24 protein-coding genes are annotated in these 22,170 nt (G+C 38.8%); 11 read left to right on the plus strand and 13 right to left on the minus strand.

The genetic code is table 11. The features are described 5' to 3' along the window. Nucleotides 1-6: 6 nt before the first annotated feature. Both ABGT15_RS01965 and ABGT15_RS01970 read left to right on the plus strand, forming a co-directional pair. Nucleotides 7-807, plus strand: coding sequence for a sterol desaturase family protein (locus ABGT15_RS01965; RefSeq protein ID WP_367229726.1), 801 nt, complete (start codon nt 7-9; stop codon nt 805-807). Nucleotides 808-910: 103 nt separating this feature from the next. Then, the gene (locus ABGT15_RS01970; RefSeq protein WP_367229727.1) at nt 911-1,723 is read left to right on the plus strand and encodes an SDR family NAD(P)-dependent oxidoreductase; all 813 of its coding nucleotides are present in this window, start codon (nt 911-913) and stop codon (nt 1,721-1,723) included. Nucleotides 1,724-1,790: 67 nt separating this feature from the next. Here ABGT15_RS01970 and ABGT15_RS01975 read toward each other — a convergent pair whose 3' ends face one another. The 3 genes from ABGT15_RS01975 to ABGT15_RS01985 form a co-directional block, all read right to left on the minus strand. Further along, nucleotides 1,791-2,663 (minus strand): alpha/beta hydrolase, encoded by an 873-nt coding sequence (locus tag ABGT15_RS01975; protein ID WP_367229728.1) that lies wholly within the window; start codon nt 2,661-2,663, stop codon nt 1,791-1,793. Nucleotides 2,664-2,755: 92 nt separating this feature from the next. Beyond that, the gene (locus ABGT15_RS01980; RefSeq protein WP_367229729.1) at nt 2,756-4,204 is read right to left on the minus strand and encodes a glyceraldehyde-3-phosphate dehydrogenase; all 1,449 of its coding nucleotides are present in this window, start codon (nt 4,202-4,204) and stop codon (nt 2,756-2,758) included. 131 nt (nt 4,205-4,335) lie between these two features. Further along, on the minus strand, nt 4,336-5,724 hold the full coding sequence (locus tag ABGT15_RS01985) for a S1C family serine protease (protein WP_367229730.1): 1,389 nt from the start codon (nt 5,722-5,724) through the stop codon (nt 4,336-4,338). A gap of 133 nt (nt 5,725-5,857) precedes the next feature. Between ABGT15_RS01985 and dapF the strand changes: the two genes are divergently transcribed. The 5 genes from dapF to ABGT15_RS02010 all read left to right on the plus strand — a co-directional run bounded on the left by dapF (nt 5,858) and on the right by ABGT15_RS02010 (nt 9,933). Next, nucleotides 5,858-6,640: a diaminopimelate epimerase gene (dapF, locus tag ABGT15_RS01990; protein ID WP_367229731.1), complete on the plus strand. Its 783-nt coding sequence runs from the start codon at nt 5,858-5,860 to the stop codon at nt 6,638-6,640. A gap of 12 nt (nt 6,641-6,652) precedes the next feature. Continuing rightward, nucleotides 6,653-7,186: a GNAT family N-acetyltransferase gene (locus ABGT15_RS01995; RefSeq protein ID WP_367229732.1), complete on the plus strand. Its 534-nt coding sequence runs from the start codon at nt 6,653-6,655 to the stop codon at nt 7,184-7,186. A 7-nt stretch (nt 7,187-7,193) separates the two neighbouring features. After that, entirely contained in the window at nt 7,194-8,234 is a 1,041-nt protein-coding gene (gene mltG, locus ABGT15_RS02000) for an endolytic transglycosylase MltG (protein ID WP_367229733.1), read from the plus strand. A 30-nt stretch (nt 8,235-8,264) separates the two neighbouring features. Beyond that, nucleotides 8,265-9,194: a DUF2279 domain-containing protein gene (locus tag ABGT15_RS02005; RefSeq protein ID WP_367229734.1), complete on the plus strand. Its 930-nt coding sequence runs from the start codon at nt 8,265-8,267 to the stop codon at nt 9,192-9,194. Between the two features lie 97 nt (nt 9,195-9,291). Then, nucleotides 9,292-9,933: a peptidoglycan-binding protein LysM gene (locus tag ABGT15_RS02010; protein ID WP_367229735.1), complete on the plus strand. Its 642-nt coding sequence runs from the start codon at nt 9,292-9,294 to the stop codon at nt 9,931-9,933. Here ABGT15_RS02010 and ABGT15_RS02015 read toward each other — a convergent pair. Genes ABGT15_RS02015 through dnaA form a run of 3 tightly spaced genes read right to left on the minus strand, consistent with a single transcriptional unit; the run spans nt 9,930 to nt 12,546 of the window. Then, on the minus strand, nt 9,930-10,646 hold the full coding sequence (locus ABGT15_RS02015) for an SAM-dependent methyltransferase (RefSeq protein ID WP_367229736.1): 717 nt from the start codon (nt 10,644-10,646) through the stop codon (nt 9,930-9,932). The genes ABGT15_RS02010 and ABGT15_RS02015 overlap by 4 nt on opposite strands. A 3-nt stretch (nt 10,647-10,649) precedes the next feature. Continuing rightward, complete coding sequence (locus ABGT15_RS02020; RefSeq protein ID WP_367229737.1) at nt 10,650-11,117, minus strand: low molecular weight protein-tyrosine-phosphatase; 468 nt, start codon at nt 11,115-11,117, stop codon at nt 10,650-10,652. Nucleotide 11,118: 1 nt separating this feature from the next. After that, nucleotides 11,119-12,546: a chromosomal replication initiator protein DnaA gene (gene dnaA, locus ABGT15_RS02025; RefSeq protein ID WP_367229738.1), complete on the minus strand. Its 1,428-nt coding sequence runs from the start codon at nt 12,544-12,546 to the stop codon at nt 11,119-11,121. Nucleotides 12,547-12,736: 190 nt separating this feature from the next. On the opposite strand from dnaA, the gene ABGT15_RS02030 reads away from it, so the two are divergent. Beyond that, complete coding sequence (locus ABGT15_RS02030; RefSeq protein WP_367229739.1) at nt 12,737-13,141, plus strand: acyl-CoA thioesterase; 405 nt, start codon at nt 12,737-12,739, stop codon at nt 13,139-13,141. A gap of 6 nt (nt 13,142-13,147) precedes the next feature. Here ABGT15_RS02030 and ABGT15_RS02035 read toward each other — a convergent pair whose 3' ends face one another. From ABGT15_RS02035 to ribD, 3 genes are read right to left on the minus strand one after another with little or no spacing between them, the layout of a single operon-like run. Continuing rightward, nucleotides 13,148-13,756, minus strand: coding sequence for an IMPACT family protein (locus tag ABGT15_RS02035; protein ID WP_367229740.1), 609 nt, complete (start codon nt 13,754-13,756; stop codon nt 13,148-13,150). Between the two features lie 6 nt (nt 13,757-13,762). After that, nucleotides 13,763-14,362 carry an HAD family hydrolase gene (locus tag ABGT15_RS02040; RefSeq protein WP_367229741.1) on the minus strand — a complete coding sequence of 200 codons (600 nt, stop codon included), beginning with the start codon at nt 14,360-14,362 and terminating at the stop codon, nt 13,763-13,765. Further along, nucleotides 14,359-15,399 carry a bifunctional diaminohydroxyphosphoribosylaminopyrimidine deaminase/5-amino-6-(5-phosphoribosylamino)uracil reductase RibD gene (gene ribD, locus ABGT15_RS02045; RefSeq protein WP_367229742.1) on the minus strand — a complete coding sequence of 347 codons (1,041 nt, stop codon included), beginning with the start codon at nt 15,397-15,399 and terminating at the stop codon, nt 14,359-14,361. Before ribD ends, ABGT15_RS02040 begins: the two co-directional genes overlap by 4 nt. A 108-nt stretch (nt 15,400-15,507) precedes the next feature. Between ribD and ABGT15_RS02050 the strand changes: the two genes are divergently transcribed. Both ABGT15_RS02050 and prmC read left to right on the plus strand, forming a co-directional pair. After that, nucleotides 15,508-15,993, plus strand: a complete 486-nt coding sequence (locus ABGT15_RS02050; protein WP_367229743.1) for a GNAT family N-acetyltransferase — start codon at nt 15,508-15,510, stop codon at nt 15,991-15,993. Between the two features lies 1 nt (nt 15,994). Further along, on the plus strand, nt 15,995-16,852 hold the full coding sequence (gene prmC, locus ABGT15_RS02055) for a peptide chain release factor N(5)-glutamine methyltransferase (protein ID WP_367229744.1): 858 nt from the start codon (nt 15,995-15,997) through the stop codon (nt 16,850-16,852). A gap of 47 nt (nt 16,853-16,899) precedes the next feature. Here the strand turns inward: prmC and ABGT15_RS02060 are convergent, their stop codons facing one another. Then, on the minus strand, nt 16,900-18,147 hold the full coding sequence (locus ABGT15_RS02060) for an ABC transporter permease (protein ID WP_367229745.1): 1,248 nt from the start codon (nt 18,145-18,147) through the stop codon (nt 16,900-16,902). Nucleotides 18,148-18,335: 188 nt separating this feature from the next. Between ABGT15_RS02060 and hisS the strand changes: the two genes are divergently transcribed. Further along, nucleotides 18,336-19,760, plus strand: a complete 1,425-nt coding sequence (gene hisS / locus ABGT15_RS02065; RefSeq protein WP_367229746.1) for a histidine--tRNA ligase — start codon at nt 18,336-18,338, stop codon at nt 19,758-19,760. A gap of 33 nt (nt 19,761-19,793) precedes the next feature. Here the strand turns inward: hisS and ABGT15_RS02070 are convergent, their stop codons facing one another. From ABGT15_RS02070 to ABGT15_RS02080, 3 genes are all read right to left on the minus strand, one after another. Next, nucleotides 19,794-20,384, minus strand: a complete 591-nt coding sequence (locus ABGT15_RS02070; protein WP_367229747.1) for a hypothetical protein — start codon at nt 20,382-20,384, stop codon at nt 19,794-19,796. 70 nt (nt 20,385-20,454) lie between these two features. Beyond that, nucleotides 20,455-21,402 (minus strand): tRNA dihydrouridine synthase, encoded by a 948-nt coding sequence (locus ABGT15_RS02075; RefSeq protein ID WP_367229748.1) that lies wholly within the window; start codon nt 21,400-21,402, stop codon nt 20,455-20,457. A 25-nt stretch (nt 21,403-21,427) separates the two neighbouring features. After that, nucleotides 21,428-22,108, minus strand: a complete 681-nt coding sequence (locus tag ABGT15_RS02080) for a dienelactone hydrolase family protein (RefSeq protein ID WP_367229749.1) — start codon at nt 22,106-22,108, stop codon at nt 21,428-21,430. Nucleotides 22,109-22,170 lie beyond the last annotated feature (62 nt).

Genomic DNA, 22,170 nt, shown 5'->3' on the forward strand with positions numbered 1-22,170 from the left:
GTAGTCATGTTGAGTTTTGATAGTATAGGAGTAATTGTGGTCTTTGTTATTTTTAGTATCGAATTCGGATTAGCCATTTTGCATAAGTCGGAAGATTATGTATTAAAGGACATGAAATCTAATTTGATGATAGGTGTGTTGCTTATTTTGGCTGGTTTTTTGGAGAAAGGATTTGCCTTTGGTGTTTTTGCCTTTGCTTACAATTATGCATTTTTTAAACCTGAAATTTCATGGGGCGTTTGGGTGGCTTGTTTTTTATGTTGTGATTTTATCCATTACATTTATCATTGGTTGGGGCATAAAACAGCCTTCTTTTGGGCCTCCCATGTCACGCATCATTCTTCCAAAGTGTTTAATTTAACGGTTGGTTTCCGGATTAATTGTTTGCATTTGTTCTATCGTTTTTTGTTTTGGGTGCCGTTGTGTTTTATCGGATTCCCACCGGAAATGATATTGTTTTTTGAATCCCTTACGGCGGTCCTGAATTTTATGGTACACACTGAAAAGGTTGGTAAATTAGGTGTTTTGGACTGGATTTTCAACACACCTTCCAATCACAGGGTGCATCATGCCACCAATCCTCAATATATCGACAAGAATTATGGTGGTGTCCTGATGCTTTACGATCACCTTTTCGGAACCTATGTGAAGGAAACCGAAAAACCAATTTACGGGATTACCAACGAGGTTAATCTGAGTAATCCCATCCGGATTCTGCTGCACGAATACATCAATCTGTTAAAACAATTCCTTAGTAAAAACGGGATTGTTAATAAAATACAATACTTGTTCTCTTTACCCAATTAATTATATATCGGTTTAGAATAAAAAGTCCTGCAACTATTGAACTTTTGGCTTGTTGGGTTGCATGATGAAGATACTATTGCTTAAAAAATAAAATATAAAAATCATGAAAACGAATGTGTATACTTTAATAACCGGAGCCAGTGAAGGTTTCGGAAAAGCATTGGCGGTAGAATGCGCTTCCAGAAAAATGAATTTGATTCTGGTAGCGTTACCCGGAACGCAGCTTAAATGTTTTGCGAATATGCTAAAAGAAAATTATGCAATTGATGCTGTTGCCATTGAAAAAGATCTTTCCGTTGAAGAGAACTGCCTTGCGGTTTATACAGAAGTGGTAGAACGAAATTTCAACGTTAACATCCTGATTAATAATGTAGGTTTGGGAAGTACCATGCTTTTCAAAGAAGGCAGTTTGGATTTTTACCAAAAGCAGGTGAAACTAAACGTAATGACGGCTACTGTGATGACGTATCTGTTTTTGGATATGTTGCGAAGCAATTCACCGTCTTACATTCTTAACGTAGGAAGTCTTTGTTGCTTTTTCTATCTGATGAAAAAACAGGTTTACGGCGCGACCAAATCCTATATTTATTTCTTTTCAAAAAGTTTAAGAAGGGAATTAAGCCCCGAATACATTAACGTTAGTGTTATTTGTCCCGGACCTATGAACACCAATAAATCGGTAACGTCGCTAAATGAAACCAACAACTGGCTTACCCGGATGTCAACCATGAATCCGGAAGAAGTGGCGCCCATTGCCATTGAAGGTTTGCTTAATAAAAAAGAAGTCATTATCCCCGGTTTTTTAAATCAGTTCTTCCTGTTTTTGGATTTGATGATACCTTCTTTTTTAAAAAGAATGATTACCGATGCACAAATGCGAAATCTGGCTTCGGTTTCGGCGGTTCAGCGAAATTAGACATTATCAGGTTTAACCATAATCCGCTAAAAAAGCGGATTTTTTTTTGACTAGGTCTAGTGGGAGATCAGTTTTCTTTCTTTGGATACAGCAGCCTGAAGGCGTTGAATACGGCAGGATTTGTAACCGTGGCATGATCTTCTTCCGGCAGATAATCAAAATGTGTCTTTACCGATTTACTTTTTCCGTATTTGATTTTATCGTATAAAATATTAGCATCGATTTCCATTACATGATTATCGAAAACCGGACTTAAGCCTTCCTTTCCCACGCCGATATAAATATCTGTTTTTAAAGTGAAATCTTCATTTAAAAGCGATGGGTTTAGTTTTAACAGTTCGCCGTCGTTCCACCATAAACTAGGGCTAACGATGATGTATTTGTTGAAAAGCTGCGGTTTTTTAAAGAGTATCTCCGTTGCTAAAAGCCCGCCTAAAGATTGGCCTATAATTGTTTTATTTCCCGAGTCAGTTCTGTAATTTTCATTGATAAAAGGCTGGAGTTCTTTTTCGATAAAAGAAATGAATTTTTCCGAACCGCCAGCCGTGGGAAGGTGTTGTTTCAGAAGTTCGGAAGTTGCTGGTGAAGTGAAATCCCTTTTGCGGTCCACATTGGCAATTCCGACTACGATGGATTGTGGCATTCGGTCAATCCAAGGGAATGTGTTGTAATGAACCAATCCGACAATATTTATGAAGTCTTCGTCAGCCGAACCATCAAGCAAATAAATCACCGGAAATTTCTGGGTGTTGTTTTCTTTGTAGCCTGGAGGCAAATAAATGTTTAGGGATCTTTTTTCCAAAAGAATTTTAGAGTTGATTTCCCTGATTTCCCCTAAAACGAATGGTCGGGTTTCCAGAGTGCTTTTGGTGTTTTTCTTTTGAGCGGTAAGTAGGGTTGTGCTGCAAAGCAGTATAAAAAAAAGGAGTGCTTTTTTCATTGCAAGAGGATTGATGATAGCGTCAAATGTAACAAAAAAAATCCGCCTCAATTTTTCGAAGCGGATTTTTTAATATGCTGAATAGTTGAATGCTAGTAGTACATGTAACGTCTTACTTTAGCAATATATTTCGCCAAACGAATTACTTGGTGGCTGTACCCGTACTCGTTGTCGTACCATACATACATTACCACGTTTTTACCGTCTGCGGAAACAATCGTAGCATTACTGTCGAAAATAGCAGGAGCAGAAGTTCCTACGATATCCGAAGATACCAATTCGTTATTTAAAGAATATTTGATTTGCTCTACCAAATCGCCTTCCAAAGCATAACGCTTCATGATTGCGTTTAGGTCTTCTCTTGTAACAGCTTTACCAACTTCTAAGTTCAATACTACTAAGGAACCGTTTGGAACCGGTACGCGAATCGCATTCGAAGTTAGTTTTCCAGCCAAGCTAGGTAACGCTTTCGCAACAGCACTTCCTGCACCTGTTTCGGTAATTACCATGTTTAAAGCTGCGGCTCTACCACGGCGGTATTTTTTGTGCATGTTGTCCACCAAATTCTGGTCGTTAGTATATGCGTGGATAGTTTCCAAATGTCCTTTTACTACGCCTAAAGTTTCTTCAACAGCAGCTAAAACCGGGGTAATTGCATTGGTTGTACAAGAAGCTGCAGAATAGATTTTTACTTCGTCCGGATTGTAGTCTTCGTGGTTTACACCGTAAACGATGTTTGGAACACCTTTTCCAGGAGCAGTTAGTAAAACTTTATCCACACCTTTTGAAGTTAGGTGACGGCTTAATGCCTCTTCTGTAGTGAAAGCACCCGTGTTGTCAATTACCAAGGCATCGTTGATACCGTATGCTGTATAGTCAATTTCTTCCGGAGAATTTGCTGTAATAATGTGAACGGTTGCTCCGTTGATTGTTAAAGCGTTGTTTTCAACGTCAGCAGTTACTGAACCTTCGAAATCACCGTGTACGGAGTCATAACGCAATAAAGAAGCGCGTTTTTCCAATAAAACCGCATCACTTTTGTCACGTGTTACAATCGCTCTTAAACGCAATTGTTGTCCTTTACCAACTTTAGCCATCATTTCACGGGCTAACAAACGTCCGATACGTCCGAATCCGTAAAGTACAACATCTTTAGGTTTAATTTCAGATGTGTCTTTTGCGTCTTTTAATTTGTCGATAACGAAAGCCGTAGCATCGTTGTATTTGTCGTCTTCTAAATGATATTCGTACGTTAATTTACCGATATCGATTCTGGAAGGTGGTAAATCCAAAGCTTCGATTGCACGTGCAATTTCCACTGAATCGAAAACGTTGATTGGTTTCTGAACGAATTCTCCTGCATACTCGTGCAAGTTGATAATATCACTTACGTTTCTGTCAATCAACTGGTTACGGAAAAGCACCAATTCGATTGATTTATCGTACCATAAATCGCTGATAATTTTGATGAATTCTACACCGGCTCTTCTTCTGTCTGCCTGAAAAGCCAATTCTTTTTCGTATAAAGCGGAATTGTTCATGTGTTATTTTGTGTTGTTTAAATTTGGTGCAAAATTATTGATTTTTAATCAGATTACGGAAAAATATTTTGTGAAAAATAAATAAAAAACCCGATCGTTAGACCGGGCTTGAGTATTTGGTTATGAATCCGTTACAGAAACATTTGTAAGTGTTCCCCTCTTGGTGTAATCAACTCTACTCTAAATTTCTGATTGTTTGCTTTTGAGTTTAATAATCTGGAGGCCTGATCCATAGAGTTTATTTTTGCACCGTCAATTCTTAGGATGACACTTCCTTTCAGTACTTCGGCATATTCCTTGTATTCTTCATTGGAAATGTCTTTGATTTTTACGCCTTCGTTCAATCGGAAGCGTTTTTTGTCGGCAGCGTCCAAATCTTCAAATTCAAAACCGTTGTAATCTACATTTACTAATTCTTTTTTGGTGAGGCGTACCGGTACTACTTTTTCATTTCCGTTTCTAATAATACCAACTTGTACCACGTCGTTTGGTCGTTTGGAGTTGATGTAGGATGTTAAATCAGTATAGCCGTTAACCTGCTGGTTGTCCAGTCTCACAATAATGTCCCCTTGTTTTAGTCCTGCTTTTTCAGCCCCTGAGTTTTTGGAAACCGAATTTACATAGAAACCTTGGGTTTGCTTCACGCCGAATTCCTTTGAAACGGCACTGTTCAATTCGTTTCCTTCCACACCTAGGACACCGCGTTGTACGTTACCGAATTCCATCAAATCTTCAATGATTTTTCGGGTAATATTAGAAGGTACTGCAAACGAATATCCGGTATAACTTCCTGTTGGTGAGGAGATCATAGTGTTGATTCCTACTAATTCGCCGCGGGTGTTTACCAATGCACCGCCACTGTTACCAGGATTCACGGCTGCATCGGTCTGAATGAAGGACTGAATGCCGTCTTTACTCAAATTACGTGCTTTTGCCGATACGATACCTGCGGTTACTGTTGAGTTTAAATTATAGGGGTTTCCTACTGCTAAAACCCATTCTCCAACACGCATATTGTCGGAATTTCCGAAAGTAGCATAAGGTAATTTTTCTTCAGCATCTACTTTTAATAGGGCGACATCCATTTTACTGTCTGTGCCTACCAATTTTGCCTTGTAGGATTTGTTGTTGTTTAAGGTAACTTCAAGTTCCGTGGCATTTTGTATCACGTGGTTGTTGGTTACAATGTAGCCGTCTTCTGAAATAATCACTCCCGAACCAGTCCCGATTTGGGTTTGCTGCTGTCCGCCCCGGTATCCGTAAAAATATTCCATGATAGGATTGGAAGGAACTTCGGAAACCGTAACATTTTTAACGTGTACCACATAATGTATCGCGTTCTCTGCGGCCGTGGTGAAATCAACATTTTCAGCACCAAGGCTTACATTTCTTGCATAAGAATCGGAAGCTACCGAAAGTTTACTTTTTGAACTGTTGTTGTCTAAAAATAATTTGTATGCGCCAAGCGTTATAGTTCCGCTTAACAGAGATACGACTAATAAGCTTGAAAATTTATTCATAACGTGAAATAAGTTTAATGATTTAACAGTAAAATTAAAAACTTCATGAATTCGAAAAAATGGTTTAACGCCTGTTTAACACACTTTAACGTGTCATTAATATTTGTATTTTTGTTATTTATTTGAAATTCAGATGCAACACCAATTTTACAAATATCAGGGAACGGGAAACGATTTTGTTATGATCGATAACCGTGATTTATATTTCCCCAAAAATGATACCAAACTCGTTGAACGACTGTGTGACAGGCGATTTGGCATAGGAGCCGATGGATTGATTTTGTTGGAAAATGACGAAACTACAGATTTCCGCATGGTGTATTACAACTCAGACGGGAACGAAAGTTCCATGTGTGGGAACGGAGGACGATGCCTAGTGGCTTTTGCCAAGCGATTGGGAATTATCGATACGGAAACTACATTCATTGCTACAGACGGTTTGCATTATGCAACCATAAACGATGAAGGAATTGTTTCACTTCAAATGAAAGATGTGGATGAGGTACAGGAGCATGAAAGCCACGTTTTTTTAAACACCGGCTCGCCACACCATGTGCAACTGGTAGAAGATTTGCATATTTTCGATGTAAGAAACCAAGGAGCAAAAATCCGTTACAGTGATTTGTACGGACAAGCCGGAAGTAATGTCAATTTTGTTTCCCAAACGGATGAAAATAAATTTGCATTGCGTACTTATGAAAGAGGCGTGGAGGATGAAACACTTTCCTGTGGAACCGGAGCAACTGCTGTGGCCATTGCCATGAAAGCTACTGGAAAAACCAACAGTTCTGTCATAGAATTGAAAGTGGAAGGCGGAACTCTGGAAGTTTCCTTTACGGAGAAAAACGGTTTTTATACACATGTTTTTTTAAAAGGCCCGGCTGCTTTTGTGTATTCCGGAGAAATAAACGTATAATCAGAAGATAAATTGATTACTCTAAAAGGAAATACAATCTATTTGCGCGCGCTTGAACCGGAAGACTTGGAGTTTGTCTATGCTATAGAAAATGACGAATCCATCTGGGAAATGAGCAATACCCAAACCCCCTACAGTCGTTTTCTGATTCGTCAGTATCTTGAAAATGCTCAACAGGATATTTATGAGGCAAAGCAATTGCGTTTGGCGATCTGTAAAAATGAAAGCAATGAGGTGGTAGGTTTGATTGATTTGTTCGATTTCGATCCGAGAAACCAACGGGCAGGCGTGGGAGTAGTTATTCAAAATACAGAAAACAGAAATCTGGGAATCGGAAAGGAAGCACTTGGTTTGCTGATCAATTTTTCTTTCTCACAGTTGCAATTGCGTCAGCTGTATGCAAATATCGGAACTGAAAATGCGCCAAGTATCAACCTTTTTACTACTTTTGGCTTCCGATGTGTCGGGGTAAAAAAAGATTGGATCCGATTCCAAAACCGCTACACCGACGAAGGTTTATATCAATTAATTAACCCAACTAACTAATATTATTTTGAACCCAAAAAGACTTATTTCGATTGTTTCCGTACTGGTATTGCTGGTTGCTACTGCTGTTGGTGTGGTAGTATATTTAAAGGCGTTTACGGAAAATACCAAATTTACTGAGGACGAAGTTTTTGTTTATGTGCCTACTAATTCCACGTATGACGATGTGAAAAAAATCATGGAACCATATGTGGCAGATATGGCCAAATTCAGTTTTGTTGCCGAAAGACGAGGCTATGGCGCAAATGTAAATCCGGGTAAATTTTTGTTAACCAAAGGGATGAGTAGTTTTAGCATCGTGTCTTCCTTGCGTCATAATGTTCCTGTGAAATTAGCTTTTAATAATCAGGAATCGCTTGCGAAATTGGTGCAGCGTATTTCTTCTCAGGTAGAACCGGATAGTCTTACCTTGACAGAAGTTTTTACAGATTCGACATTTATGGCTGAAAACGGTTTTAATAAAGACAATGTTTTGGCCATGTTTATCCCGAACACCTATGAGTTTTATTGGAATGTATCGCCAACTAAATTGCGTGACAAGTTGGCTAAGGAATACAGAAAGTTCTGGAATGAAGAGCGTCAGGCCAAAGCAAAAGCATTGAATATGACTCCGGTAGAAGTGGCGACATTGGCGGCAATTGTACATGAAGAAACCGCTAAAAATGATGAACGTCCCAAAGTGGCAGGTGTTTACCTAAACCGTTTGAAGCAGGATATGTTGTTGCAGGCCGATCCAACGGTAATTTATGCAGTAAAAGAAAGATCAGGAGATTTTGACACGGTGATTAAGCGCGTAATGTTTAATGATTTAAAAATCAATTCACCTTATAACACCTATATCAATAAAGGTTTGCCTCCTGGGCCAATCGCTATGCCGGATATTTCAGCGGTTGATGCTGTTTTGAACGCCGAGAAACACGATTATGTGTATTTCTGTGCCAGTGTGGAGCGTTTCGGGTATCATGATTTTGCAAAAACCTATGAAGAACATCAGGTGATTGCAAAAAAATATGCCGAATGGGTGGCTAAACAAGGATATCAGCGTTAATTGTTGAAATTGTATAGTAATATATATAAGATGGGATCGCAAGTGTTTTTCAGAAGAAAGGTACTTGCGATTCTTTTTTTGTGGGTATCGCTTTCTGTACATGCTCAAAGTAAAATTGAATCTTTTTTGTCGCCTTCCGATTCTCTTAATCTGAAAAGAAGCAATACGGTTTACATTTCGGAATCCGTTCTTTTGGGAGGGACATTAGTGGGGTTAAATCAGATTTGGTATAAAGATTATCCGAAATCTTCTTTCCATTTCTTAAATGATAATGACGATTGGCTGCAAATGGACAAGGCCGGACATTTGTTCTCCACCTATCACATAGGAAGATTCGGTGCCGAAGCTTTAGCTTGGAGTGGCGCCAAAAAAAAGCAGCAACTGGTTTATGGTGCAACCTTAGGGTTTGCGTTTCTTACTGTTGTTGAGGTTTTTGATGGTTTTTCACAAGAATGGGGTGCGTCTTGGGGAGATGTGGTGGCCAATGCAACCGGTACTGGTTTGTATGTTTCTCAAGAAATGCTTTGGAAAGAACAGCGCATTATTCCGAAATTTTCTTTTCACACGACTAAATATGCTGCGCTTCGTCCGAATACATTGGGGAGTAGCTGGAACGAGCAAATACTTAAAGATTATAACGGACAGACGTATTGGCTTTCTGCTAATGTTTATGCTTTTGCCAAGGCAAAATTTGTTCCGAAATGGTTTAATTTTGCGTTAGGTTACGGAGCAGATGGGATGGTGTATGGAAGTTCCGAAATTCCATCAGGTGAAATTGTGGTGGAAACTCGAAGAATAAGACAGTTTTATCTGAGTTTTGATGTTGATCTTACTAAAATACCTACAAAGTCTCACACGTTAAAAACACTTTTCTCGGTTTTTAATACAATTAAAGTGCCGGCTCCCGCTTTGGAAATCAATCAGTTTGGCGGGGTTAAAGGCCATTTTGTCTATTTTTAACAAAGTTTAACTTATTGATTTTCAGATTTCTATTTTCTGGCTTATCTTTGTAGCCGGATAATTCATCACGGTGACAGCGTATGAGAAACAGAAATTTATGACGAAAAAATGGACTTACTTTACAGGATTAACACTTTTAATTACGTTGATAAGCTCGGGTTTCAAAGCCTTTGAACCTGAAAAATTAGAAGGCTTTCACGTAGAAGATGATGAAGTAATTAATTACCTGGTTCCTACCAAAGAAGAAACTGAAAAAGTTTATTATGATTTACCTTTTACCGGGAAATCATATGTAGGGTTTAAGCAAGCCATAGCGGTTAAAGAATCTTTAGGAATGTACAGATTGGTAAACACCTTCGGTTATATGGGGAAATACCAGTTTGGAAAAAGTACTTTGAGAACAATTGGGATTTATGATACTTCAGACTTTTTGCGAAATCCCAGACTGCAGGAAAAGGCATTCAAAGCACTTTTAGCTCGAAACAAATGGGAATTGAGAAAAGAAATTAATCGTTATGATGGGCGAATTGTAAACGGAGTTCGTATTACAGAATCGGGGTTGTTGGCAGCTGCTCATTTGGGTGGTGCCGCTTCGGTGAAAAGTTTTTTACGTTCAAACGGCAGAAATGGTTTTACAGACGGTTTCGGAACTTCACTGAGAAGTTATATCAAAAGATTTGGAGGATATGATACCTCAAACATTTTGGCTAATCCGAAAGCAAAAGTAAAATTGGATTAAGACATTTTGTGGATAATGAAAATACAAGGTCGGTTATGCAAATCGACCTTGTTTTTTTTCCATTGGTTAACGGTTAAAGTCTTGATGTATTCTGTTGGGAGTGTAAGGTCACAAGCTACGCATAAATGGGTGTTGGGTTGTAAAATCTGTACCAAATCTTCCATTAATTTGTTGTTGCGATAAGGGGTCTCGATGAATAATTGAGATTGATTTTTATCGTAAGATAATTTTTCAAAATTCTTTAGTGCCGATTTTTTGTCCGATTTGTCAATAGGAAGATAGCCGTTAAAAGCAAAACTCTGTCCGTTCATTCCGGAAGCCATAATGGCCAATAAAATTGAAGAAGGGCCAACTAACGGTACGACCTGAATTCCTTTTTCGTGAGCCAGCTTTACAATAACGGCTCCGGGGTCTGCTACGCCAGGACAACCTGCTTCGCTCATCAGTCCCATATTTTTTCCTTCCAATAGCGGTTTTATGAAGTCGTGATGTTCGGATTCTTCAGTGTGCTTGTTTAAGGCAAACAATTTTAGCTCTGGCTGTTTCTTTTCCGGATGAACACTTTTTATAAAACGACGCGCAGTTTTCTCATTTTCAACAATATAATAATCGATTAAGTCAATGGATCGTTTTATGGTAAACGGCAAAACTTCATCAGGGTTCATTTCGCCTAAAGTGGTGGGGATCAGATAAAGTTTGCCAAGCGTATTCATGATTTATGTGTGTTTTGATAATAGTTTTTCTGCGATTAGGTTACAGGCATCGTCCAGCATGTCATACACATTTTCGAAACCGTTTTGTCCGCCGTAGTAAGGATCCGGAACGTCCATATTTTGATCAGGAAATAGTTCGTTTAGAATCATTTTGACTTTGCTTTTTGCTGTTGCATCGGAGGTCAGTGCGATTACATTTTTATAATTAGACTGATCCATTACATAAATATAGTCAAAATTGTCGAAATCTTTTTTGCTGAATTGCCTTCCGCGTTGTTGCGTAATGTCGACACCTCGGTTTTTAGCAGTAAGGATAGAGCGTCTGTCGGGTTCCTGACCCACGTGCCAGCCTCCTGTTCCGGCAGAATCTACAAGAAATAAATCGTTAGGTAGTTTGGATTGTAATATGCCTTCTGCTAAAGGGGAACGGCAAATGTTCCCCAAGCAGACCATTAATATTTTTACGGGCATTTTATAGGGAAAGCTTTTTGTGAATATCCTCCACGTATTTTTTAAACTGCTTGTCCGTTGATACTAAGTTGTCTACTGTTTTACAGGCGTGTAAAACCGTAGCGTGATCACGGTCACCAATTTGAGAACCAATGGTGGCTAACGACGATTTTGTAAATTTCTTCGCAAAGAACATCGCTAATTGTCTTGCCTGAACCACATCGCGTTTTCTGGTTTTAGACTGTAATGTTTCTACATCTAACTGGAAGTAATCGGAAACCACTTTTTGAATATAGTCGATGGAAACTTCACGCTTAATATTTTTTACGAATTTCTCAACCACCTGTTTAGCAAGTTCTAAGGTTACTTCTCTATGGTTGAAAGAAGACTGAGCAATCAAGGAGATGATAGCGCCTTCCAGTTCGCGGATATTCGATTTGATGTTTTTGGCAACGTATTCTACAATTTCTTCCGGCATTTCCACTCCGTCACGGAAAAGAATGCTTTTTAAAATAGCGACTCTTGTTTCGTAATCCGGTTGGTGAATTTCGGCAGAAAGTCCCCATTTGAAACGGGATAACAAGCGCTGCTCGATATCCTGCATGTCTACGGGAGCTTTGTCGGAAGTCAGTATAACCTGTTTTCCATTTTGATGTAAGTAGTTGAAAATGTGGAAGAATACATCCTGTGTTCCTGCCTTTCCGGAAAGGAACTGAACATCATCAATAATTAAGACATCTATTAATTGATAGAAATGAATAAAATCATTTCGGGTGTTTTTCTTTACGGAATCCGTGTATTGTTGGGTGAACACTTCGGCTGAAATGTATAAAACTGTTTTCTCCGGATGTTTTTCTTTGATTTCTACACCAATGGCGTGTGCTAAATGCGTTTTTCCTAATCCGACACCGCCAAAGAACATCAGTGGGTTGAAAGAAGTGCCTCCCGGTTTGTTGGCAACGGCCAAACCTGCGGAACGCGCCAAACGGTTGGATTCGCCTTCCAAAAAGTTGTCGAAATTGTAATTGGAATTTAATTGGGATTCGATCTTTACATTTCGGATACCCGGAATTACAAAAGGATTTTTAAGCTCCGGGTTTTTATTCTGAATCGGAGCGTCTACTTCCTGTGGTTTTACAGCAGGACGGTTGTTACTTGGAAGCTGTTCCGTGAACGGAAGTTTGTTTCCAAGTTTGTTCTCCATTTTAATTTTATAAAGTAACTTAGCGCCCGGTCCAAGTTCTTTGGTTAGGGCAACCTTTAACAATTTTACATAATGCTCTTCAAGCCATTCGTAAAAGAATTTACTGGGTACCTGAATATAGAGAGCGTTATCGGTAAGCTCAACTGCTTTGATAGGTTCGAACCAGGTTTTGTAAGCCTGCTCCTGGATATTGTCCTTTATGAATAGAAGACAGTTATTCCATACCGATTGCGCAGTTTTGTTCATATATTCAAGCATAAAATTGATTATTTATTGTCTTACAAAAAGTTAATCGAAGGTTACCTTTTTAAGATTTGGGAAGACAAATATGTGGACAAAATTTTTTAAAAAAAAATCATTTTGATATTGATTTTGTAAAAAAAAAATTGTACGCAAATTTTAAAAATAATTTAGAATTAATTAACATAAAATTAAGATGAAAAATTTCGATATTCAGGTTAGGGTGCGTTATGCTGAAACGGATCAAATGGGGGTGGTTTATCATGGTAATTATGCGCAGTATTTCGAGATGGGACGTGTGGAATGGCTAAGAAACATGGGGATTTCCTATCGTTGGATGGAAGAAAGCGGAATTATGCTTCCTGTGGTTTCCCTGTCTTTCAATTTTAAAAAACCAGCCCGTTATGATGATCTCCTGACGGTGAAAACCATCTTCAAAAATCAGGCTTCTGTTAAGATAGAATTTGACTATGAAATTTATAATGAAATGGGGGAGTTATTAACAACCGGACATTCTATGTTGGTATTCGTAGATGCTAAAACTGGACGACCTGTTTTGCCACCGGAATATCTTACAGAAAAGTTTAACGAGTTGGTGTAATCGAATTTATTCTTTTTCGGAAATTTCCACTTCAAATAAATTGGAAAAAATGTCGAATACTATTTCGGCATTTTTTTTTCGGGTGGCGATTTCGATTTCGCAATCCATTTCCATTTTTTGGGAAACAATGTCCAGATTTTTTTCTTTGATAATCCGCATGACTTTATTCATGTTTTTGTAGTCGAATCGGATCAGGTAATGAATGTCTATGGTTTTTTCAACAATGTCGGCTATATCAAGAGCCATTTGTGCAGCAGTTTTGTATGCGGAAATCAAACCGCCTACTCCCAGTTTCACACCTCCGAAATAACGCACAACCACAACTAAAACATTGGTAACGTCAAAGGATTGTATTTGGCCATAGATAGGCATACCGGCTGAGTTGTTGGGCTCTCCGTCATCATTGGCTCTGTAGTGTATTTTTGAGGTGCCTAATTGGAAGGCATAACACCAGTGTCTTGCCGAGTAATGCTGTTTTCGTAAATTGTCAAGAATTGATTTAATTTCTTCTTCTGAAGTTACCGGATAGGCGTAGCCGAAAAACTTACTGTTTTTCTCTTTGTAGAGCACTTCTTCCGAAGGAGATGCTAAAGTTTTGAAAGTATCTTTTTCCAATACTAATTACCAGCTTTTTTCAAACAAATCCACCACATCTTCTTTGCCGACTTCTAAGTTCCATACATGCATGCCTAAATTGGCGGCAACATCTGTATTATGCTTGTTGTCGTCTATAAAAAGTGTTTTTTTTGGGTCAAGATCGTGACGTTTAATGATGTAGTTAAATACTTCAGGGTCAGGTTTTCGCAATCCGGTTTCAAAAGAAAAATAAATTTTTTCGAAGCATTGGTAGAATTCTCGGCAAAAGGTCATTCCGACTTTATGTTCAAATTTATCGATATGGGTTTTGTCGGTATTACTTAAAAGGAATAAGCGATATTTGCCCGAAAGACGTTGCAGGAATTCCAAGCGATATAAAGGGAAGTCTAGTAGAATGGCATTCCAAGCCTCACGGATTTCGTCCAGTTCTTTGTCGGGAATGTAGCGTTGAAAACCGGTAAAAAACTGTAATTCGTCAATTTTACCTTTTTCGTAACGTTTGTTCAGGCTGTCTAAATCTTCATTCCAGCACACGAGGCCTATTTTTCGCATATGATCAAAAGGAGCCTCCTGACTCAAATTGATAAACACATTTCCAAAATCAAAAATAATTGTATCAATCATACATTTCTGAAAATTAAAAGTTCGTCATCCAAAATCACTTGCTTTTTAATCTGTTTTCCTGAAAGATTTGGTGCCGAAATTCCGTTTGTAAAACCTGTTGATCCTCTGAAAATCCATGCCTCATCCCAAAGGTTTGCATCGATAAAGGTCTGCAGGGTTTTTCTTCCGCCTTCTACGATAACCGATTGGATTTCATGTTTGAAAAGAATGTCGGAAATGTTGTGAGCTAAAGAAGTATCAAAGGTACAATTTTCATAAAAAAGATTGTCCGAATTCTTGAAATTTTGATTCTCGGAAATGAAAATTGTTTTGGTCTTAGTGTCTTTTACAAAGTAATCGGGGGTTATTTTTTCAGTTCTGTCCAGTACTATACGAACGGGATTCTCGCCTTCCCAGTCCCGAACATCCAGTTTCGGGTTGTCATCCAGCACCGTTTGCGTGCCTACTAAAATAGCTTGTTCTTCACTGCGCAATTTGTGAACCAATTGTCTGGAAAAAGGATTGGAAATCCAAATAGGTTTTTGCTCAGTTTTAGAAGTCGGGGCAATAAAACCATCGACACTTTCTGCCCATTTTAAAATAATATACGGACGTTGTTTCTGATGAAAAGTGAAGAAACGCTTGTTAAGCTCGTTGCATTCGTCCTCCAAAACACCAATGGTTACATTAATTCCGGCTTCCATCAGTTTTTTGATGCCATTTCCGGCTACTTTTGCAAAAGGATCAATTGTTCCGATAACCACATTGGGAATTTTATGGGTAATAATTAAATCGGAGCAAGGTGGTGTTTTTCCAAAATGACTGCAAGGTTCAAGGCTCACATAAATAGTCGATTGGGAAAGTAAGGATTTGTCTTTTACGGAATTAATGGCATTCACCTCGGCATGAGGTTCGCCTGCTTTTCGGTGCCAGCCTTCACCAATGATTTTGTCTTCATGTACAATTACGCTGCCCACCATAGGATTAGGATAGGTTGAACCCAGGCCGTTTTGGGCGAGTTCAATGCAGCGTTTCATATATTTTTCTGTTGAAGTCATGATTTTTGCGGAAAGTTGTCTGGAACGCTTTTCATAATTTGAAATATCCTTTTTTTTCAGGAGCGTTTGACGTATCTTCACACTGCAAAAATAAGTTATTTCCTGACAATGAGTGAAGTGATTATTCGAGAAATACAAAAGACTGATAATGCAGCGGTTGCTAAGGTAATCCGCAGCGTTTTGGAAGAATTCAATGTGCCGAAAGTAGGCACGGCATATGCCGATCCGCAATTGGATTGTATGTTTGAAACGTATTCCGAACCCCGATCGTCCTATTTTGTGATTGAAAAAGCTGGCCGCTTAATTGGTTGTGCCGGAATTGCGCCTTTGGCTAATGGTTCGCCGGAGGTATGTGAACTTCAGAAAATGTATTTTTTACCTGAAACCAGAGGGTTAGGGTTAGGTGCCCAGATGATGGAAATATGCCTGCAAAAAGCCCGATCATTTGATTTTAAACAATGTTATCTGGAAACCATGCCCTATATGGAAGCCGCTCAGAAATTGTACGTGAAATCAGGGTTTACATATTTAGAATCACCCATGGGATGCACAGGGCATTCTTCTTGTCCGGTTTGGATGATAAAGACATTATAATATGCTGTTAAAAGACTATCGCACTAACTTTAGAGATGCGCTTTCAATGCTTTACGATGAACAGGAAATCGACAGTTTTTTCTATATTTTGTTGGAAGCTTTTCATGAAATGAAGCGTGTGGATTTGGCCTTGAATCCTAATTTTGAATTGAGTGGAATGCAGCTGTTGCAATGGGAAACTGTGTTGGCGGAATTGAAAAAACAAAAACCGATTCAATACATTTTAGGGGAAACCGAATTTTACGGCTTGCCTTTTTATGTCAATGAAAATACTTTGATTCCACGTCCTGAAACCGAAGAATTGGTGGATTGGATAATTATGAACAATTTAAAAAATCATGACTTAAAAATTTTGGATATCGGAACCGGAACGGGTTGCATTGCCATTTCTTTAGCTAAAAATCTTCCGAATGCCAAAGTATATGCGATGGATGTTTCGGAGAAAGCTTTGGAAGTAGCACGAAAAAATGCCAAGCGCAATGGGGTGGAAGTGGAATTTCTGCATCAGAGTATTCTGGAAACGGATGATTTGATAGTATCATTTGATAGTATCGTTTCCAATCCGCCGTATGTTCGTAATTTGGAAAAAGAGGAAATAAAAGAGAATGTGTTAGCATTTGAGCCACACCTGGCTTTGTTTGTGGAAGACCATGACGCTTTGCTGTTTTACAGAAAAATTACCGAATTGGCCACTGAAAACCTTTCTGAAAACGGACAGTTGTATTTTGAAATCAATCAGTATTTAGGAAAAGAAATGATTCAGTTACTCCAAAAGTATAATTTTCAGGATATCGAACTGAGACGTGATATTTACGGAAACGACCGCATGATTTTCGGAGTTTGGAACCCCAATAAATAGTGAATCTTGGCTTTTTGTCAAACTGTGACTGAAAACTGCGCACGGTTTTACTCGTAACGCAACGCTTCCACAGGATCCAGTTTCGAAGCCTTAATTGCCGGATACAATCCCGAAAAAAGAGCCACAACCAAAGAAGTAATCACTGCGGCAAAAATCGCCATCCAAGGGATTGAGAAACTGAAGCTCAAGGCTGCCGATAATCCAAATCCAATCAGTACACCAAGTATAATTCCAACCAAGCCTCCTAATTGACCGATTACCAATGTTTCGGTAAAAAACTGCCAGGCAATTGTACTCTTTTTAGCTCCAAGTGATTTTCGAACTCCAATTTCACGGGTTCGTTCCGTAACGGAAACCAACATAATATTCATTAGTGCAATCGACGAGCCAAAAACGGTAATAATCCCGATTACCCAGGCGCTGATGCCTAAAACTTCGGTATTGGAAAGTAAGGTGTTGATTAGCTCATCACTGCGTTCAATACCAAAATTATTTTCTTCAACCGGATTGAGTTTGCGCACGCGTCGCATGGTAATGGTTGCATTATCTACAGCCTGATCCATCAGATCTTTATTGGCAATCATTACACTTACATCGTAATTGATGTTAGGTGCGGAAAATAGTGAACGGGCGATTTGTATCGGAATCAAAACCCTGAAATCCTGATTGTTGCCAAATGTTGAACCTTTTTCTTTCAGTACGCCGATTACTTTAAATTTTGCACCTCTTATCGAAATGGTTTTGTCCAACGGATTCACATCTTTAAACAAGTCTTTGTCAATATCCGATCCGACGATGCAAACGAAATTGTTGTTCTCAATATCAAAACCAGTAAAATTTCTTCCTTTAGTGGCTTCCAGTCCTTTGTTGGGTAAGAAAACATCATCAACGCCCATAACCGTAACTTTCGGGTCGGTTTTTTCAGATTCGTATTTGATTTCTGCTGTAGTAGTAGCCGTGAAGGATAGAGAAGTGGAGGTAAACGGATAATCGTATTTGTCTTTAAATTCTTTTACCTGCGGATAACTGATAATCGGATTGATTTTTTCCTCATCACTGTTCTGTCGTGTGCGTTCTGAAAAATCATACTGGCTTATGGAAAAGGTATTGGCACCCATCGAAGCGAAATCCTTCATAATGGTGTTTTCCAAAGCAGAAACTAACGTAAGAATTCCAACCAAAGCGGTAATACCAATAGCAATAATTAAAACCGTTAAAACCGTTCTAAGCAGATGGGTTCTAATAGAATCGAGTGCGATTTTGGTGTTTTCTCTAAATAATCCGATTTTCGACATAGTAGCAATTTGTCACCAAATTATGGCTTTTGTTACACTTAAAGGTAAGAATTTAGAATTTAGAATTTAGAAAGTACAGAAATTGATTTTAATAAAGCGCAATATATTCGATATTTGCAAAAAATAACAATACAAAAGTTTTTAGTTTTCTCTTTTCAGAAGTCTAAAATCTAAATTCAAAAGTAAAAATGGCTCAAAAACCAAGCATACCCAAAGGGACACGTGATTTTTCACCGTTGGAAGTAGCGAAACGCAACTATATTTTTTCCATCATCAAAACGAATTTCGAAAAGTTCGGATATCAGCCTATTGAAACCCCGACTTTTGAAAATTCCGAAACCTTAATGGGGAAATACGGCGAAGAAGGGGATCGCCTGATTTTTAAAATCCTAAATTCGGGTAATTTTTTCTACAATAAAAGTAAAATCGAATTGCCGAAGGCTATTGAGGCATTGCAGGCAAATTCCGCCGAAACCATCAGCCTGGAACAGCGTGTTGAACTGAACAAGTTTACAGGAAGAATTTCCGAAAAAGCGTTGCGTTACGATTTGACTGTTCCGTTTGCGCGTTATGTGGTACAGCATCAGAATGAAATCGAATTTCCTTTTAAAAGGTATCAGATCCAACCGGTTTGGCGCGCTGACAATCCGCAGAAAGGGCGTTTCAGAGAGTTTTACCAATGTGATGCCGATGTGGTAGGTTCCAATTCGTTATGGCAGGAAGTGGAGTTGGTACAATTGTACGACGGTGTTTTCTCTGCTTTAGGTTTAGAAGGCGTTACTATTAAAATCAACAACCGAAAAATATTATCCGGAATTGCTGAAGTAATCGGTGCATCAGATAAGTTAATCGACTTTACCGTGGCTTTAGATAAGTTGGATAAAATCGGTGAAGACGGCGTGAAAAAGGAAATGCTGGCGAAAGGAATTGCAGAATCAGCCTTGGAAAAAGTACAGCCGTTGTTCAACTTCACCGGAACAATTTCGGAGAAAATTGAGAAACTTTCTGGTTTACTGGCTTCTTCAGCAGAAGGAATGAAAGGGGTGGAAGAACTGAAATTTATCTGCGGAAATGTTATCGCTTTAGGTTTGGATAAATCCATTCTAGATTTGGATGTGACCTTGGCGCGCGGCTTAAATTATTATACCGGAGCTATTTTTGAAGTGGCGGCACCTAAAACAGTTGCCATGGGTTCTATAGGCGGCGGTGGTCGTTACGACGATTTGACCGGAATCTTCGGTTTGAAAAACATGAGTGGCGTTGGAATTTCCTTCGGTTTGGACAGAATCTATCTGGTATTGGATGAATTGAATCTTTTCCCGGAAACGGTAACGTCTACTTCCAAGGCGTTGTTCTTAAATCTGGGGCAAGAAGAAGCCTTGTATTCGATGAAAGCGATCATGCAACTGCGCAAAGCCGGCATCAAAGTGGAAATGTATCCGGACAATGCTAAAATGGGAAAACAATTCCAATACGCCGACAAACGCGGTATTCCGTATGCAGTGATTGTGGGTGGTGATGAAATGGCCAACAGCCAATTCGCCTTGAAAGATTTAGTTTCCGGAGAACAAAAGAAAGTAAGTTTAGACGAACTGAGAGAAATACTTAAATAACATAAAGGCTGTCAATTTTGACAGCCTTTGTTTTTAAAATTTATAACCTATTCTTGCTTGAAAATTATAGGCTACATCTTCATTGTTGTTGTTAACCTTATTGTTTGTTTCAAATACTTTTCTGTATCCCAAGCCTAAGGAACATTCGTAGTTAAAATGTTTGCCTAAATTTCTTCGAATTCCCCAACTTGGTACAAGGTGTAATTCAGGAATGAAATCAACATCAGAAGGACCTCCTACTTTGAATGCATCCGAAGCATAGGCATTACGTAGTGAAATAAAGTTTCCACTATTGTTAAGGATATTTTTACCTTTCTCATTTCTTTTGTTCAGATTGTAATACCATCGCGGTTCTATAGCTACTTCCGGAACAAGAAAATAATACGAATCATCTGTTGCTAAATCAGAATAGACAAAGGTTTGCATGCCAATTTCGGATCGCAAGGCTATTTTGTCGGAAAGTTTTAGTTCATTATAAACCCAACCGCCTAACACTCCAACCTGAACTCCAAAAATAGATTTGGCTACACTTGGTTTTGCTTCATTGACTGTTGTGGTTTGTTCTTGTGCGAAAAGATTAGGGGAAATAGTTAATAGGAATAAAAAAAATGTAATGCGTTTCATTAAAATGAATATTTGAGTAGAAAATAATTTATTCAATCTGATTTTTTGGCTGATGAATGATTTTGAAACCTTATTTTTCCGATCTGAAAATCTCCCGAACCGCTTCCTCATAATGTTTGCTGTTTCCGGCTTTCTTAATCTTTTTATACGTTTTCTGTGGGTTGGAAAACGATTCCGAAAAGTATTCCCAAAAGCCTAGCATCTTCATTTTTATGGGTGTTGGGCCTTGCAAATACGCATCGTAATCACGGTAAATCGTGTCGTGGAATTCCTCGAAAATTTCAAAGCGGTTTTTGGGGTATTCGGTGGTATTGTTTTTAATCATGCTCGGCAAAAACGGATCGGCAATCAAGCCTCTGCCAATCATGAAATGATCAATCGAAGGGAAACGCTCTTTCAGCATGCGAAATTTTTCTACCGATGTAATATCACCATTGTAATACAATTTGTGCTTGGAAACATCCAGACATTTCTGAAAAGACTCCAGATCCACACCACCTTTGTACAATTGTTTTCCAATGCGGGCGTGAATGGCTATGTTTTTTATCGGATATTTTTCCAGTATTGGGAATACGTCTAAAATTTCGGTAGGATTTTCATAACCCATGCGCATTTTCATCGAAACAATGATGTCGGTTTCATTGTGCGCACGGTCTAAAATTTCATCAATTCGCCCGGTGTTACAGATTAAACCGGAACCCATTCCGCTTTTGGCCACCATGGGATACGGACAGCCTAAATTCCAGTTGAGTTCGTTATATCCTAATTCTTTTACATACTTCGTCACAAATAAAAATTCTTCAGCATCATTGGTAATGATTTGCGGAATGACTTGTAAAGTGCTGTTGTTCTCCGGAAGAATATCTCGTTCGTAAGAGCCTTTAACCACGAGTTTCCCGTTCAGTTTTATATAGGGCGAGTAAAAGGTGTCAATACCGCCAAAATACTTGTGAAAAGCATTTCTGAAACGAAAATCCGTAAAGCCTTGCAGGGGAGAAGAAAGTAAAGTAGTATCCATTGCTTGCAAAAGTACTTAAATCGTTTTACAATTGTTCTTTCTTTTGTTTGAAAAGCCAATCGTATAAGGCGTCTTCATGAAACAATCGCTCCACATTGCTGTGATTGCCTCCCGGAATTATGGTAAACGTAACATCGGCATCGGGGTTACATTTTTTAATAGCATTGACTACTTTTTCAGATTCCGACATCCGAACAATATAATCCTTGTTGCCATGTTGAATCCATAGCGGAATGGTCGCCAATTTGCAACCGTCGGATACATTTCCACCGCCACAAATGGCTACGGCTGCGGTTATTTTATCAGCGTGTTTTCCAGCGAAATGCAAGGTACCGTAAGAGCCTAAACTCATGCCGCATACATATACCCGTGACAAATCGGTATTAAAATTTTTTTGCACATATTCCAAGAGCTGAAGTACTTTGTCTGGATTCCAGGACCCGGAAGCCAGCTGAGGGGCTACAACAATTCCAGGTATTTTTCTGCCTTTTTCCATTGCCCGCAAAACACCGTAGCGTTTTACACGATTTAAATCTTTGCCGGAGAGGCTTTTACCGTGAAGAAATAGTAAAATGGGTTGCTTTTCATTTTTTTCATTCTCTGGAACATCAATCCAAAAGGGGTAATCCGTTTGCCCGATTATGGTTTTGAGTTGTCCGAAAGCGGATGCGGAAAGCAGTAGTAAAAATAAAAAACGAAACCTCATGCGATTAAAATTAATGAACGCAAAGGTATTTCTTTTGATTAAAAAAAGCGGTAAGAAAAAAG

Origin of the sequence: Flavobacterium enshiense (genome assembly GCF_040750275.1) — a bacterium.
Taxonomy (GTDB): Bacteria; Bacteroidota; Bacteroidia; order Flavobacteriales; family Flavobacteriaceae; genus Flavobacterium; species Flavobacterium enshiense_B.

Excerpts from the sequence above, each read along its gene's own strand:
- ABGT15_RS01965 (WP_367229726.1), top strand. The coding sequence starts at position 7 with ATGTTGAGTTTTGATAGTATAGGAGTAATTGTGGTCTTTGTTATTTTT.
- ABGT15_RS01970 (WP_367229727.1), top strand. The coding sequence starts at position 911 with ATGAAAACGAATGTGTATACTTTAATAACCGGAGCCAGTGAAGGTTTC.
- ABGT15_RS01975 (WP_367229728.1), bottom strand. The coding sequence starts at position 2,663 with ATGAAAAAAGCACTCCTTTTTTTTATACTGCTTTGCAGCACAACCCTA.
- ABGT15_RS01980 (WP_367229729.1), bottom strand. The coding sequence starts at position 4,204 with ATGAACAATTCCGCTTTATACGAAAAAGAATTGGCTTTTCAGGCAGAC.
- ABGT15_RS01985 (WP_367229730.1), bottom strand. The coding sequence starts at position 5,724 with ATGAATAAATTTTCAAGCTTATTAGTCGTATCTCTGTTAAGCGGAACT.
- dapF (WP_367229731.1), top strand. The coding sequence starts at position 5,858 with ATGCAACACCAATTTTACAAATATCAGGGAACGGGAAACGATTTTGTT.
- ABGT15_RS02005 (WP_367229734.1), top strand. The coding sequence starts at position 8,265 with ATGGGATCGCAAGTGTTTTTCAGAAGAAAGGTACTTGCGATTCTTTTT.
- ABGT15_RS02010 (WP_367229735.1), top strand. The coding sequence starts at position 9,292 with ATGACGAAAAAATGGACTTACTTTACAGGATTAACACTTTTAATTACG.
- ABGT15_RS02015 (WP_367229736.1), bottom strand. The coding sequence starts at position 10,646 with ATGAATACGCTTGGCAAACTTTATCTGATCCCCACCACTTTAGGCGAA.
- ABGT15_RS02020 (WP_367229737.1), bottom strand. The coding sequence starts at position 11,117 with ATGCCCGTAAAAATATTAATGGTCTGCTTGGGGAACATTTGCCGTTCC.
- dnaA (WP_367229738.1), bottom strand. The coding sequence starts at position 12,546 with ATGAACAAAACTGCGCAATCGGTATGGAATAACTGTCTTCTATTCATA.
- ABGT15_RS02030 (WP_367229739.1), top strand. The coding sequence starts at position 12,737 with ATGAAAAATTTCGATATTCAGGTTAGGGTGCGTTATGCTGAAACGGAT.
- ABGT15_RS02040 (WP_367229741.1), bottom strand. The coding sequence starts at position 14,362 with ATGATTGATACAATTATTTTTGATTTTGGAAATGTGTTTATCAATTTG.
- ribD (WP_367229742.1), bottom strand. The coding sequence starts at position 15,399 with ATGACTTCAACAGAAAAATATATGAAACGCTGCATTGAACTCGCCCAA.
- ABGT15_RS02050 (WP_367229743.1), top strand. The coding sequence starts at position 15,508 with ATGAGTGAAGTGATTATTCGAGAAATACAAAAGACTGATAATGCAGCG.
- prmC (WP_367229744.1), top strand. The coding sequence starts at position 15,995 with ATGCTGTTAAAAGACTATCGCACTAACTTTAGAGATGCGCTTTCAATG.
- ABGT15_RS02060 (WP_367229745.1), bottom strand. The coding sequence starts at position 18,147 with ATGTCGAAAATCGGATTATTTAGAGAAAACACCAAAATCGCACTCGAT.
- hisS (WP_367229746.1), top strand. The coding sequence starts at position 18,336 with ATGGCTCAAAAACCAAGCATACCCAAAGGGACACGTGATTTTTCACCG.
- ABGT15_RS02070 (WP_367229747.1), bottom strand. The coding sequence starts at position 20,384 with ATGAAACGCATTACATTTTTTTTATTCCTATTAACTATTTCCCCTAAT.
- ABGT15_RS02075 (WP_367229748.1), bottom strand. The coding sequence starts at position 21,402 with ATGGATACTACTTTACTTTCTTCTCCCCTGCAAGGCTTTACGGATTTT.
- ABGT15_RS02080 (WP_367229749.1), bottom strand. The coding sequence starts at position 22,108 with ATGAGGTTTCGTTTTTTATTTTTACTACTGCTTTCCGCATCCGCTTTC.